General features: G+C 63.6%; 11 protein-coding genes. 2 read left to right on the top strand and 9 right to left on the bottom strand.

Annotation, left to right across the window (positions count from 1 at the left end):
- Positions 1 to 2: 2 nt before the first annotated feature.
- The 8 genes from ACVZUB_RS14875 to ACVZUB_RS14840 all read right to left on the bottom strand — a co-directional run bounded on the left by ACVZUB_RS14875 (position 3) and on the right by ACVZUB_RS14840 (position 8,714).
- A complete protein-coding gene (locus ACVZUB_RS14875; protein ID WP_482628535.1) occupies positions 3 to 1,055 on the bottom strand; it encodes a ferrochelatase in 1,053 nt (350 codons plus the stop codon).
- An 84-nt stretch (positions 1,056 to 1,139) separates the two neighbouring features.
- Positions 1,140 to 1,937, bottom strand: a complete 798-nt coding sequence (inhA, locus tag ACVZUB_RS14870) for an NADH-dependent enoyl-ACP reductase InhA (protein ID WP_003944803.1) — start codon at positions 1,935 to 1,937, stop codon at positions 1,140 to 1,142.
- A gap of 54 nt (positions 1,938 to 1,991) precedes the next feature.
- Positions 1,992 to 2,741, bottom strand: a complete 750-nt coding sequence (gene fabG1 / locus ACVZUB_RS14865) for a 3-oxoacyl-ACP reductase FabG1 (RefSeq protein WP_007727875.1) — start codon at positions 2,739 to 2,741, stop codon at positions 1,992 to 1,994.
- A 70-nt stretch (positions 2,742 to 2,811) separates the two neighbouring features.
- Positions 2,812 to 3,792 (bottom strand): VWA domain-containing protein, encoded by a 981-nt coding sequence (locus tag ACVZUB_RS14860; RefSeq protein WP_003944878.1) that lies wholly within the window; start codon positions 3,790 to 3,792, stop codon positions 2,812 to 2,814.
- Positions 3,789 to 4,781 carry a DUF58 domain-containing protein gene (locus ACVZUB_RS14855; RefSeq protein WP_003944991.1) on the bottom strand — a complete coding sequence of 331 codons (993 nt, stop codon included), beginning with the start codon at positions 4,779 to 4,781 and terminating at the stop codon, positions 3,789 to 3,791. The genes ACVZUB_RS14860 and ACVZUB_RS14855 overlap by 4 nt, the downstream gene beginning before the upstream one ends.
- Positions 4,778 to 5,974, bottom strand: a complete 1,197-nt coding sequence (locus tag ACVZUB_RS14850) for an AAA family ATPase (RefSeq protein ID WP_003944917.1) — start codon at positions 5,972 to 5,974, stop codon at positions 4,778 to 4,780. Before ACVZUB_RS14850 ends, ACVZUB_RS14855 begins: the two co-directional genes overlap by 4 nt.
- 150 nt (positions 5,975 to 6,124) lie before the next feature.
- A complete protein-coding gene (locus ACVZUB_RS14845; protein WP_003944866.1) occupies positions 6,125 to 7,672 on the bottom strand; it encodes an NlpC/P60 family protein in 1,548 nt (515 codons plus the stop codon).
- Between the two features lie 451 nt (positions 7,673 to 8,123).
- Entirely contained in the window at positions 8,124 to 8,714 is a 591-nt protein-coding gene (locus tag ACVZUB_RS14840; protein WP_021332993.1) for an Rv1476 family membrane protein, read from the bottom strand.
- Between the two features lie 455 nt (positions 8,715 to 9,169).
- On the opposite strand from ACVZUB_RS14840, the gene acnA reads away from it, so the two are divergent.
- Together acnA and ACVZUB_RS14830 are read left to right on the top strand one after the other, a co-directional pair.
- Complete coding sequence (acnA, locus tag ACVZUB_RS14835) at positions 9,170 to 11,971, top strand: aconitate hydratase AcnA (RefSeq protein WP_007727883.1); 2,802 nt, start codon at positions 9,170 to 9,172, stop codon at positions 11,969 to 11,971.
- Between the two features lie 180 nt (positions 11,972 to 12,151).
- On the top strand, positions 12,152 to 12,718 hold the full coding sequence (locus ACVZUB_RS14830) for a TetR/AcrR family transcriptional regulator (RefSeq protein ID WP_003944970.1): 567 nt from the start codon (positions 12,152 to 12,154) through the stop codon (positions 12,716 to 12,718).
- A gap of 60 nt (positions 12,719 to 12,778) precedes the next feature.
- On the opposite strand, the gene ACVZUB_RS14825 is transcribed toward ACVZUB_RS14830, so the two are convergent.
- Positions 12,779 to 14,410, bottom strand: a complete 1,632-nt coding sequence (locus ACVZUB_RS14825) for an ABC-F family ATP-binding cassette domain-containing protein (RefSeq protein ID WP_003944932.1) — start codon at positions 14,408 to 14,410, stop codon at positions 12,779 to 12,781.
- Positions 14,411 to 14,506 lie beyond the last annotated feature (96 nt).

Below are 14,506 nucleotides of genomic sequence, written 5' to 3'. Positions count from 1 at the left end.
GGTCAGCGGAGACGCTGAACGGCCGCGCAGCAATTGACCGCACACGAGAGACCGTTGGTGGTCGAGCCGAGCAGCGGCTCGACCCCCAGTCGCAGTGGCTGCTCGGCCTCGGCCAGTTCCCGAACGAGCGTGGGCACCAGCTGCGCGAAACGCTGATCGCGGCCGGGCGTTGCTGCCCGAACGAAATCCATCCCGAGTTCGGCTGCCTTGTCCTTGGCCTCGGTGTCCAGGTCCCACACCACTTCGAGGTGATCGGAGACGAAACCGACGGGGCACACGATCACGGCGCGAACATCCTTGGCGGACAACGTATCCAGGTGATCACAGATGTCGGGGTCCAGCCACGGAACCTGCGGCGGGCCTGATCGCGACTGCCACACCAGATCGAAATCCTCGGCGCCGACGGCCTCGGCAACCAACTTCGCGGCCTCGGCGACCTGTCGACTGTAGAGGTTTCCGCCCTCTGCCGGAGGCCCTGCATTGCGGTCTGCGGCACTCGGTACCGAATGCGCGGTGAACACCAGGCGCGCAGTATCGCGAGTCGCTTCGGGCAACTCTGCGCGGGCCGCGCGCACACCGTCGGCGAACGCGCCGACGACCAGCGGATGGTCGTAGTACTGGCGAAGTTTTGTCAGCGTCGGTGCGCCGTCACCGACCGCCTCACGGGCACGGGCGATGTCCTCGTGGTACTGCCGACATCCGGAGTAACCACCCCACGCCGACGTGGCGAACACGGCGGCGTTGCGGACACCGTCCTCGCGCATCTTGGCAACGGTGTCTTCGACCATCGGGTGCCAGTTGCGGTTGCCGAAGTACACGGGCAAATCCACGCCGGCTGCTGCCAGCTCACCTTCGACCCGTTCGATCAGGTCTCGGTTGAGCGCGTTGATGGGCGAAACTCCACCGAAATGCATGTAGTGCTCGACAACGGCGTCGAGCCGCTCCGGTGGCACTCCCCTACCGCGCGTGACGTTTTCGAGGAACGGCCGTACGTCTTCGGGTTTTTCGGGACCGCCGAACGACAAAACGAGAAGAGCATCGAACTGCATGTCCATACTTACGGTCATGAGTTCAATCTTGCGCGATGCCGTTCGGCGGGAGTCACCCGGGTACTCACCTGCGTAGTAGAAGGGGTGCTACTAGCCGACCATCGCGTGGAAGCCGCCGTCGACGTAGATGATCGACGCGGTCGTGCCGGGCAACCAATCCGAGAGAACGGTGCAGACCGTTTTGGCGACCGGCTCGCGATCGTCGACGTCCCAGCCGATGGGCGCAGCACCGTCCCAGGCGGTGTTCAGCTTGTCCAACTCCGCGCCCGGACCGGTGCTGTCACCGGCAATGGCTTTGGCGGCCAAGGTCTTGATCGGGCCGGAGGACACCAGGTTCGAGCGGATGCCGCGGACGCCGACCTCTTTGGCCACGTACCGATTGACGGCCTCGAGGGTCGCCTTGGAGACACCCATCCAGTTGTAGAACGGCATCGCGCGCGCCGGATCGAAGTCCATACCGACGATGGACGCGTTGTCGTTGAGCACCGGCAGCAAGGCCTTGGCCAGTGCGCTGTACGAGTATGCGGACACCTCGAGTGCGACCGCCACGTCTTCCCACGGCGCGTCCATGAACGGGCTTCCCAGGCAGGAGCGGGGAGCGAAGCCGATCGAGTGGACGACGCCGTCGATACCCTCGGGAGCCAGCTCGCGCACACGCTCGGCGAGAGAGGCGAGATCCTCCGAGCTCTGGACGTTGAGCGAGATTGCCGGCGGCACGGGCTGCGGCAGTCGCTGGGCGATGCGATCGATGAGGCGCAGACGATCGAATCCGGTGATCAGTACCTTCGCGCCCTGCTCCTGCGCGACCTTGGCCACGTGGAACGCGATCGACGAATCGGTGATGATGCCGGTGACAAGAATGGTCTTACCCTCGAGCAAGCCGCCCATGAGATGTCCTCCTGATTTCAGACGTACGAGAAAGGTGTGTGTACGAAAAGCGGGTCAGTGCCCCATGCCGAGTCCACCGTCGACGGGGATGACCGCACCCGAGACGTAGGCCGAATCGTCGGAGGCGAGGAAACTGACAACTGCTGCAACATCTTCCGGCTTTCCGGTCCGCTGCAACGGGATGAACTCGGTGGCCTTGTCCTTGACGTCGTCGCCCAGTGCTGCCGTCATGTCGGTCTCGATGAACCCGGGAGCGACGACGTTGGCGGTGATCGAACGTGAGCCGAGTTCCCTTGTCAGGGAACGAGCGATACCGACGATGCCTGCTTTGGACGCGGCGTAGTTGACCTGGCCGGCTTGTCCTGCCAGACCCACCACAGAGCCGAGGAAGATGAACCGTCCGAAACGCGCGCGCAGCATCGACCGGGTCGCACGCTTCGAGAGGCGGAACGTACCGGTGAGGTTCGCGTCGACGACGCTCGTGAACTGCTCTTCGCTCATTCGCATGATCAGTGTGTCGTCGGTGACGCCGGCATTGGCGACGATGACCTCGACCGGCCCCTGGTGCGCTTCGACCTCTTTGAACGCACGGTCGATCGACTCGGTGTCGGTGACGTCGCACACGACGCCGAACAACCCTTCGGGGACACCGGAACCGCGGTGCGTGACGGCTACCTTGTGGCCGTCTGCGGCGAGCCGCTGAGCGACGGCCAAGCCGATTCCGCGGTTACCGCCGGTGACGAGCACCGAGCGAGGTGTGGTGACGGTCCGTTCGGAAACCACTGTCGTGGGAGGGGTAGACATGGCGATCAACCTATCAATTCTCTGCGGGCCGCGTACCAGCGGTATTTGGACAATTCGGAACTGCTCTCGATCAGGGCAGACGCTGCCTGCGTACCAGGGCAATCGTCAGACCAGCGGTCGCGAACACGACGCCGAGAACCAACCACGGTCGACTCGCGTCTCCTCGTGTCGTCTCGAAACCGATCTGCTCTTCGAGCGTGTCGTACACCTGGCGCAGTTCTTCGAGGCTCGATGCCGTGAAGAAACTTCCGCCGGAAAGGTTGGCGATCTCCTTCAATGACGCGTCGTCGACCGGGACGGGGATTCGGTCTCCTTCGATCTCGACTCGCCCGTATGTCGTTCCGAAGGAAATGGTCGAGATCGGAACGCCCTTGTCCTTGGCCTGACGGGCAGCGGTGAATCCGCCCCGCGGATCGTCCGAGTTTTCGGGAACGGTCTGCTTACCGTCGGACAGCAACACAATGCGCGCCGGTGGCGCCTGGTCGCTGCCGCCGAGAACAGCCGACAGCGTGTCGATCGACTGCAACGAGGTGAAGATCGCTTCGCCCGTCGCCGTTCGCTCACTGAGCTTGAGGTTGTCGATGGCGACCTTCGTCGCGTCACGATTCGTGGTGGGCGACACCAGAACCGAAGCCGTTCCGGCAAATGCGACCAACCCGAGGTTGATGCCGGGAGTCAGACCGTCGGCGAACGACTTCGCAGCTTCCTGCGCTGCTGCCAATCGCGTCGGCTCGACGTCGGTGGCCTGCATCGACAGCGACACGTCGATCACGAGGATCACCGTGGCACGGTTTCGCGGGACCTTCTTGTCTGCCGTCGGACCGGCAAGGGCGACGGTGAAGAACACCAATGCGATGACCATCAGAATCGCCGGAATATGACGCCACCGCCCGGGCCGCGAAGGCGCGACCTTCTCCAACAGTGCGAAGTTCGTGAACCGAAGTGTGTGCTTGGCTCGCTGCTTCTGCACGAGTACGTAACCGACCACCAACGCGGCGATGACAGCGAGGAACAGCAGCCACCACGGTGCGGTGAATTGAGAAAGACTCACGAACGAACGCCCCCAGTTCCGGCGCCGGCACCATAACTGTGTCGGCGTGCCGAGATGAATCTCACGACGTCGGCGATCCAGTCCCGATCGGTGTGCAGGGACATGAGCGGTGCGCCGCAACGACGTAGAGCTTGCCTGACCTCGACGCGGTGCTCGGCGGCGACTCTGGCGAAGTCGGCGCGCAATTGCGGCGTCGTGGTGAATTCTCTGGTCCGGCCGGACTCGGGATCGTGGAGCACCACGTCGCCCACGTCGGGCAGTTCGAGGTCGCGCGGATCGACCACTTCGACACCGAGCACGTCGTGCCGTCCTGAAATGGCGCGCAGCGAGCGTTCCCAGTCGATCGGTCCGAGGAAGTCACTGATGACCACCGCGAGTCCGCGCCGACGCTGTGGGCGTCTGAGCGCTTCGATCGCGCCGACCAGATCACCGCGTACCCCGTCCGGCGCGTGCGGAGTCGTCGCGATCTTGCGGAGCATCGCCTGTGCGTGAATTCGCCCACCGCGGGCCGGAATTCGAGTTGTCTGTGCGCCGGTCGAGATGATGGCGCCGACGCGGTTACCGCCCGAACTGGTCAGGTGAGTGATCGCCGCGGCTGCGGCGACGACCAGGTCGCGCTTCTCGCATCCGGCGGTCCCGAAGTCGAGACTTGCGGACAAGTCGATGACGAGCCACGTCTCGAGCTCACGATCTGCGACCGACTGACGCACGTGTGGGTGCGTCGTCCGTGCGGTGACGGACCAGTCCATCTGCCGCACGTCGTCGCCCGGCTGATACTCGCGGGCATCTCCCGGCTCCGAACCCGGACCGGGAATCAGGCCGAGATGATCGCCGTGCAGCACACCGTCGAGGCGACGGCGAACCGTCAGCTCGAGGGTGCGCAGCGCAGCGGTGAGTTTGGGGTCGCTGAGCTCGCCGGATCGGAACGACGGCGGAGAACCGGTGGATCCGGCGGGTGTCGCCTGGCCACCGTCGCGGCCTTCGGTCACTGCGGGCGACTCATCGTCTCAGCGGTCGCGATCGGCGCGCCGTTGCCCTGCGGATTAGCTGTGCCCTGCGGATTAGCTGTGCCCGGTGCGTTGAACTGCGGTGCTTGCGGTGCGCCCTGCTGGGGCGGTCCGGGAACGGTAGGAACCGGCCGCGCGGCGATCTGCGGCAGTCCGACGGTCTGCAGCACCCGGGCGATGACGGCGTCGGGAGTCACCTCGTCGGCCATGGCGTCGTAGGAAAGAACGAGACGGTGACGCAACACGTCCGGGATCACCTCGATGACGTCCTGCGGCACTACGTAGTCGCGCCCGCGGACGAGAGCGAGGGCCCGCGACGCGGCGATGATGCCGAGCGTCGCGCGGGGTGAGGCGCCGTACGCGATCCAGCCGGCGACGTCCTCGAGTCCGACCTCACGCGGCGTACGCGTGGCGGCGATGACCCGGACAACGTAATCGACGAGCGCGTGGTGAACGAAGACGTTGCTGGCGACGCGTTGGAGCCTGACCAACTCCTCCGGACCGAGGATCTGGTGCGGCTCCGGCGCTGCCACGCCCATCCGGTAGACGATTTCGCGTTCTTCCTCCACTGTCGGGTAATCGACGAGGATCTTGAACAGGAAGCGGTCGCGCTGCGCTTCGGGGAGCGGGTAGACGCCCTCGTTCTCGATGGGGTTCTGCGTCGCCATCACGAGGAACGGATCGGGCATGTGGTACCGCTTGCCACCGATCGAGACGTGGCGTTCTGCCATCACCTCGAGGAGCGCGGACTGCACCTTGGCCGGGGCACGGTTGATCTCGTCGGCCAACACGAAGTTGGCGACGACGGGGCCGAGTTCGGTGTCGAACTCCTCGCGGCCCTGACGGTAGATGCGAGTGCCGATCAGGTCGGTGGGCACCAGGTCCGGGGTGAACTGGACGCGGGAGAACGAACCGCCGACGACCTTCGCGAAAGTCTCGACGGCCAGCGTCTTGGCGACACCGGGTACGCCTTCGAGGAGGACGTGCCCCTTGGCGAGAAGTCCGACGAGAATGCGCTCGACAAGCCGGTCCTGCCCGACGATGACTCGCTTGACCTCGTAAATCGCTCGTTCCAAGGTCTGAACGTCGGCTGCCAGGGAAGGTGCTGCTCCGTCCGCACTTCCACTCGCCTTGCTTACGTCGACCGTTCCGACCGAATCTTCACGTGAGGTCACCAAGAATCCATCGCTTTCACCTAGAAAAGTACCGACAGTAACGTGTTCCCCGTCAACTATTCCAGGTAGTTGCGCTCGATGCCGTAACACCACGTCGGGAACTTGATACTTCCCTGACAATGCGGGTGTCAGCGGCATTTCCTCTGACGGTCAGGACACCAGTCGGACGGCGTACGGCGTCATTCCGCCCCACCGAACCGGTGAGACCATGACACTCGAACCGGATTGTGGTGCCTCGAGCATCTGACCGTTACCGAGGTAGAGCGCCACGTGTTGGCTGGCGTTGGGGCCGTAGAAGATCATGTCGCCGCGCTTCATCTCCGAAGACGGAACCTGAGTGCCTGCGGTGTACTGATAGCCGGTGTAGTGCGGCAGCGAGATCCCGATGCCGGCAAAGGCATAAATCATCAAGCCGGAGCAGTCGAACCCGACCTTGTTGAAGTCGCCGTAACTGTCAGCGACGCCGCCGTCACGGATGCCTCGCGTCGGACCGTTCTCGTCGCCGCCGCCCCAGGCATACTGCACGCCTAGCTGAGACATTCCGCGGTCGATGACGGATTCGATTGCAGCGCTTCCGGTGACGGAAGGCTTCGGAGTGGTGGGTTTCGGCGTCGTCGGCTTCGGGGTGGTGGGCTTGGGCGTCGTGACCGTTTCCTCGTCGGTGCCGGTCTCTTCGTCCGTGCCTGTTTCCTCGTCGGTCCCTGTTTCTTCGTCAGTCCAGGTGTCGTCGTCGTCCGGGATGACGGTCGGAGTCGGGTCTTCGACCGCGGTGTGCGGACGCTGGGCTGCTGCCAATGCGGCAGCTCGATCCTTGGCTGCCTGGTCGGCAGCGGCACGGGCGGCGGCCTGAGCGGCCGCTTCCTTGGCAGCGGCTTCGAGAGCCTTCTGATGAGCTTCCTCGGCGCGGCGCTGTTCGTCCCAGGTCGCGTATGCCTGGCGTTGACCCTGCAAGCCGGCGACGGCGTTGCGGGCGGCGTCGAGCTGAGCCTGGGCAGAGTTGCGCTCGGCTTCGATCGCGGCCTTCTTGGCTACCTGCTGATCGAGAGCGTTGCGCGCGATCTGAATCGCCTGCTCCGCCAGATCCTTCAGCTGCGCGGCGACCTCGGCGGCGGCATCGGCCTGCTGCTTGGCCTGGCGGGTCGCGGAATCCTTGTTCGCCTGCTCGGTACGTGCTCGCTGGAGACCGTCGAGCACTGCACTCTGCGTATTGGCGAGAAGCTTGAGGACCTGGGCGCGGTCGAGAACGTCGCCAGGACCCTTGGCGTCGAGGAACGACGAGATCGACGCAGTATTGGTGCCCTTGACGTAGCTCGAGCGTGCGTACTTGTCGAAGTCCGTCTGAGCGACCTCGATCTGCGCCGACGCGTCCTTCAGAGCTTGTTTCGTGACTCCGACGGCCTGCGCTGCGGAGTCTGCGGCGCCGCGAGCGTTCTGCAGATCCACGAGAGTCTTGTTGACGTCTTCACGCTTGATCGCAACTTCGTTGTCGAGTGCCGACAACTGTTCGTTTGCCGATGCGACTTGATTGATGAGCGCGCTGACGGTGCCGACGCTCGACGAGACCTGCGAATCTGCCGCGGCGATATCCGAGTCACTCGGATTCGGCGGCGGTGGCGGTACGGCCGAGGACATGGCCGGCGTCCCGACGATCAGGGATCCGACGACGCCGAATCCGATGACCAGTTGCGCCAGGCGCATCGATTTACGGGAAGGACCACGACGGGACTCGCCGCCACGTGTTACTTGCCTCACAAATAACTCTCCCTCGCGTGTAACGCCACGGCCCGCTGGGTCGCCGATCCGTGCGGGGAGGGAATGCGCAGACCAAGCACCGGTCGCCCACAGCCCGAGAGCTGCTCGTCGACCTGGACGTGCCGTACGAACGCCACCGTCGACACCTCGAGAACGAGGCAACCGACAAGTACGCGTCGAACAACATCAGCCTGTCTGCGACACTTCTTCCCCAAAAAGTGCCAGTTGTACCGTACGACACTCAAGCGTTCTTTGGAAACTTTAGCCACAAATAACACAAACGGTATTTGAGCTGGTCGAATGGCATGCAGGCACCAAAAAGGGCAGGTACTCACCGCAAACAGCAGTGAGTACCTGTTTTCGACGAGTTACTGAAAATCTCGCAAAAGGACCAAGGTCAGACGGAATCGGCCCGGTGGTCGGATGGTGCTGGTGTTTCCGAAGTCGAGGCGATATGTCTGGTTTGCGCGTTTTCTGGCTCTCGCCGCCACTTGACGGCAAAGGTAATTCCGGCAATAACCGCCACCACTGCGATGACAAGGACCGTGTAAAGCGTCCACGGCGGACCTGGCGCCACGATCTCGTGCGAGAAGCGGTCCGCGGTCACGCTTGCGCTTTCGCCGAAAGATCGGTCCTGTGCAGTTTCGAGCTGCACTCGACTGATCGAATCGCTGTAGCTACCCATCCAGTCAGGGCTCAGAACGAGAACCGTTCCGCCTTCTGTTTTGCCGACCGTCGTGGCCAGGTCTCGAAGATCGGACGGCCGGCCCGGATTTGCGTCGACTACTACGACGCTCAAGTCGACACCACGTTCACGAGCGTCGGTCACCACCGCGGTCAGCCCCGCAACATCATCCGCGGGGGCGGAGACGCCGTCCGTCGAAATGTCCGCGAGCACGTCGTCGAGATCGACGTCCGACGGAACAGCGACGTGCAACGGGGACTTCACGTGCACAGGCGCAAAAGCGTGATTTGTAGGAGCAGACATCTCTCATCCGGGTGCTGTTCGGATCCGTCCACCGCTGAGATGCGGGGAGTTCTTCCGAGGTCGTTTTTCGGCGGCCGACCCGCGACGGGCCTGCATGCACCCTACTTCAGGTCGACTGCCACCAGGCGTCACACACAACCGCCGCGCGTGCCGCCCGAGCGGTAGCTGTGGGTGCGGTCACCCAGCCAAGCCTGCGTTGCGCAGGCCCGCAGTCTGCATGAAGATTGTTTCGGTCAACTTGCCCTGAATTCTCACAGGACAAGCGTACTGTTAGACTTGGACCGAGAGGTACCACCGGTCAGGACAGGTTCTACTGCAGCTCCGATGTTCGGACAGTTCTCACGCGAACTGTGCGATTGGCGTGAGCTACGGAGGATCTTCCCGGCCGAAGTACCTCGCTTCAGCTGCCGACACAGCCCCGTCGGTAGCGACCCTCATAGACGAGTGGAGCAGACGTGAGCACCAGTATCGATTCATTCGGAGCCAAGGGAACCCTCGAGGTCGGTGAGAACTCTTACGAGATCTTCCGCCTCTCGGCCGTCCCCGGCACCGAGAAATTGCCCTATTCCTTGAAGGTTCTCGCCGAGAACCTTCTCCGCACCGAAGACGGCGCCAACATCACCGCGGATCACATCCGCGCAATCGCAAGCTGGGATCCCTCAGCCGAGCCGAGCATCGAAATCCAGTTCACGCCTGCCCGCGTGATCATGCAGGACTTCACCGGCGTTCCTTGCATCGTCGACCTCGCCACCATGCGTGAGGCCGTCACCACCCTCGGCGGCGACCCGAACAAGGTCAACCCGCTCTCCCCCGCCGACATGGTCATCGACCACTCGGTCATCCTCGACGTCTTCGGCCAGGCCGACGCACTCGAGCGCAACGTCGACCTCGAATACGAGCGCAACGGCGAGCGTTACCAGTTCCTCCGTTGGGGCCAGGGCGCATTCGACGACTTCAAGGTCGTCCCCCCGGGAATGGGCATCGTTCACCAGGTCAACATCGAGTACCTGGCACCCACCGTCATGTCGCGTAACGGACAGGCATACCCCGACACCTGTGTCGGCACCGACTCGCACACCACGATGGTCAACGGCCTCGGCGTGCTCGGCTGGGGCGTCGGCGGCATCGAGGCCGAGGCAGCAATGCTCGGCCAGCCCGTCTCCATGCTGATCCCCCGCGTCGTCGGCTTCAAGCTCTCCGGTGAGATCAAGCCCGGCGTCACCGCAACCGACGTCGTGCTCACCGCCACCGAGATGCTCCGTAAGCACGGCGTCGTCGGCAAGTTCGTCGAGTTCTACGGCAACGGTGTTGCCGAGGTTCCGCTCGCGAACCGCGCGACGCTGGGCAACATGAGCCCCGAATTCGGTTCCACCGCAGCGATCTTCCCGATCGACGCCGAGACCATCGAATACCTGCGCCTCACCGGCCGCAGCGACGAGCAGCTCGCTCTCGTCGAGGCGTACGCCAAGGAACAGGGCCTGTGGCACAACCCCGACAAGGAACCCGTCTTCTCGGAGTACATCGAGCTGGATCTGGGAACCGTTGTTCCCTCGATCGCCGGCCCGAAGCGCCCGCAGGACCGAATCCTGTTGTCGGAGTCCAAGACTGCGTTCCGCAAGGACATCCACAACTACGTGGAAGAGAACCACCCGACCGAGCACACCCAGCTCGACGAGGCCGTCGAAGAGTCCTTCCCGGCTTCCGATCCCGCGGTTCTGTCGTTTGCCGACGACGGAGCGGTCGACGTTCTCTCTGCTGCCAACGGTGCAGAAGGCCGTCCGAGCAAGCCGGTCGTCGTCAAGTCCGACGCCGGTGAGTTCGTTCTCGACCACGGCGCCGTCGTCGTTGCAGGTATCACCTCCTGCACCAACACGTCCAACCCGTCGGTCATGCTCGGCGCTGCACTGCTCGCACGCAACGCCGTCGAAAAGGGCCTCGCCACCAAGCCGTGGGTCAAGACCAACATGGCTCCCGGTTCGCAGGTCGTCACCGACTACTACGAGAAGGCCGGCCTGTGGCCGTACCTCGAGAAGCTCGGTTACTACCTCGGCGGTTACGGCTGCACCACGTGCATCGGTAACACCGGACCGCTGCCCGAGGCAGTCTCGAAGGCCATCAACGACAACGACCTCTCGGTCACCGCGGTGCTCTCGGGTAACCGTAACTTCGAGGGACGTATCTCCCCCGACGTCAAGATGAACTACCTGGCTTCCCCGCCGCTCGTGATTGCCTACGGCCTCGCCGGAACCATGGACTTCGACTTCGAGACCGATTCGCTCGGTAACGACACCGACGGAAACCCCGTCTACCTCAAAGACATCTGGCCGTCCACGCAGGAAATCGAAGAGACCATCAAGTCCTCGATCGACCAGGACATGTTCCGCAAGTCGTACGCAACCATCTTTGCGGGCGACAGCCGCTGGCAGAACCTCGAAACCCCGAAGGGTGACACCTTCGAGTGGGACGAGAACTCCACCTACGTGCGGAAGCCACCTTACTTCGACGGCATGACGATGGATCCGGCTCCGGTCAAGGACATCAAGGGCGCTCGCGTCCTCGCACTGCTCGGCGACTCGGTCACCACCGACCACATCAGCCCGGCAGGTCCGATCAAGGTCGGCACCCCCGCTGCGCAGTACCTCGACTCCCATGGCGTCGAGCGTGCGGATTACAACTCGCTCGGCTCGCGTCGCGGTAACCACGAGGTCATGATTCGCGGAACGTTCGCGAACATCCGTCTGCGCAACCAGCTCCTCGACGACGTCTCGGGTGGTTACACCCGCGACTTCACGCAGGAAGGCGCACCGCAGGCATTCATCTACGACGCGTCGCAGAACTACCAGGCAGCCGGCATCCCGCTGGTCGTCCTGGGCGGCAAGGAGTACGGCTCCGGATCCTCGCGTGACTGGGCAGCCAAGGGCACGAGCCTGCTCGGCGTCAAGGCCGTCATCACCGAGTCGTTCGAGCGCATCCACCGCTCCAACCTGATCGGCATGGGCGTTGTCCCGCTGCAGTTCCCGGTCGGCGAGTCCGCAGGTTCGCTCAAGCTCGACGGCACCGAGACCTTCGACATCGAAGGTGTCGAGAAGCTCAACGAGGGCGTCACCCCGAAGACCATGAAGGTCACGGCGACGCGCGAGAACGGCGAGAAGGTCGTGTTCGACGCAGTCGTACGCATCGATACCCCCGGCGAAGCGGATTACTACCGCAACGGCGGCATCCTGCAGTACGTGCTTCGCAACATGATCCGCGGCTAGTAGGCACTACGTGCCTGTGAGCACTTTCGGCCCCTGACGGGTCACAAAGCGCTCACGACCACTTTCGCCGGAAGGCGAACCAGGTTTCATCGGTGGTCGTGAGCGCTTTGTGCACTGAGTCGACATTCAGCGCCTACGGCCGAAAGTGTTCACAGGCAACCCGACAAAGGAGGGATGCCCGTGCCCAAGGTCAGTGAAGACCATCTCGCGGCACGGCGCAGTCAGATCCTTGACGGCGCCCGCCGCTGCTTTGCGGAATACGGCTACGACGGCGCCACAGTTCGCCGTCTCGAAGAAGTCACCGGTTTGTCCCGCGGAGCGATCTTCCATCACTTCAAGGACAAGGACGGCCTGTTCCTCGCTCTCGCAAGCGAGGATGCGAGCCGGATGGCAGATGTCGTCGCCGAAGAGGGCCTCGTCCAGGTCATGCGGGACATGCTCGCGCAGCCCGACCAATTCGATTGGCTGGGAACGCGACTGGAGATAGCGCGTCGACTGCGCAACGACGCCGATTTCCGCGAGAAGTGGTCACAGCGCTCCGTAGAACTGACGGAAGCGACCAGTGCGCGTCTCGCCAGACAGAAATCGGCAGGCAGACTCCGTGACGACGTCCCCACCGAAATTCTGATCGGATACCTGGATCTGGTGATGGACGGCCTGGTCGCGAGAATCGCCTCCGGCCACGGCGTCGACAACCTGTCAGCGGTTCTCGATCTGGTCGAGGAATCGGTGCGGCGGAGAGATTGAGGGGCTTCGCCCCTGTGCGCCTTTTTGGTAGTTCCCACTACCAAAAAGGCGCACAGGGGGTTAGGCGAGCTGGATCAGCTCGAGGTATTCCTGCGACCAGTGGTCCTCGTTGCCGTCGGGCAGGAGGATGACTCGCTCAGGGTTGAGTGCCTCGGCAGCACCCGGATCGTGGGTGACCAGGACGACGGCACCGGTGTAGCTGCGGAGCGCATCGAGCACCTGCTCGCGCGAGATCGGGTCCAGGTTGTTGGTGGGCTCGTCGAGAAGCAGAACGTTGGCAGCCGAAGACACCAGACCGGCCAGAGCCAAACGCGTCTTCTCACCACCCGAGAGCGTTCCGGCCGGCTGTTCGAGCTGAGGGCCGGTGAACATGAAGGCACCGAGCAGCGAACGCAGTTCCTGCTCCCCTGTGTCCGGCGCGGCGTGGCGGATGTTCTCCCACACGGACGCGTCGTCGTCGAGGGTGTCGTGCTCCTGAGCGAAGTAGCCGACCTTGAGTCCGTGACCGGCGATCAGCTCACCAGCGTCCGCCTTCTCCGCGCCCGCGAGGATGCGGAGCAGCGTGGTCTTACCTGCACCGTTGAGTCCGAGGATAACCACACGAGACCCACGATCGATCGCGAGATCGACACCGGTGAAGATCTCGAGCGAGCCGTACACCTTGGTGAGGTTCTTGCCCATCAGCGGAGTCTTGCCACAAGCGGCGGGTTCGGGGAAACGAATCCGCGCAACCTTGTCCGAGACACGTTCGGCATCGAGGTTCGCCATCAACTTGTCGGCTCGCTTGGCCATGTTCTGAGCCGCGACGGCCTTGGTTGCCTTTGCGCCCATCTTGGCGGCCTGAATCCGCAGCGCACCGGCCTTCTTCTCGGCATTGGCGCGCTCGCGGCGACGACGCTGCTCGTCCGTGGCACGAGCGTCGAGGTACTTCTTCCAGTTCATGTTGTAGACGTCGGCCTCACCGCGGACGGCGTCGAGGAACCACACGCGGTTGACGACGTCGTTGAGCAGGTCGACGTCGTGGCTGATGACCACCAGTCCACCCTCGTGGTTCTGGAGGAAGCCACGCAGCCAGGTGATGGAGTCGGCGTCGAGGTGGTTGGTGGGCTCGTCGAGCAGCAGAGTCGTGTCCGAGCGGGCACCGCTGCCGTCGGAGGCGGCGAAGAGGATGCGCGCCAATTCGACGCGACGACGCTGACCGCCGGACAGCGTGCTGAGCGGCTGCCCGAGAATACGGTCTTCGAGACCGAGGCTGCTGGTGATGCGTGCAGCTTCACTCTCGGCTTCGTATCCGCCGAGGGCCGAGAACCGATCCTCGAGCTGACCGTACTTCTTGACCGCGCGGTCCTGCGATTCCTGATCGAGCACCTCGCCCATCAGAATCTGCTGCTTCTCCATCTCGCGGAGCATCGTGTCGAGGCCACGTGCGGAGAGAACCCGGTCCTTGGCGAGGACGCTCAGGTCGCCCTCTTTGGGGTCCTGCGGGAGGTATCCGAGTTCACCGGTACGTACGACGCTTCCCGCATATGCCTCACCTTCGCCGGCGAGGATGCGCAGTGTGGTCGTCTTTCCGGCTCCGTTACGTCCGACGAGTCCGATCCGGTCGCCCGGCTGGATGCGCAACGAAGGCCCGGGAGCCGTGAGAAGGGTGCGGACACCGGCACGAACTTCGAGGTCAGTGGCGGTAATCAAGCAAACTCCTCAGGAAAAACGACGAATACGGGTAAACAATGCCTGACTACAGACACAAGAACTATCGATTTTACCGTGACCTGACGGTCGTTCCGA

It is taken from the genome of Rhodococcus sp. OS5, from assembly GCF_056837585.1.
Note: the sequence above shows the minus strand (reverse complement) of the source record. Positions and strands in the feature narration are given on the sequence as shown.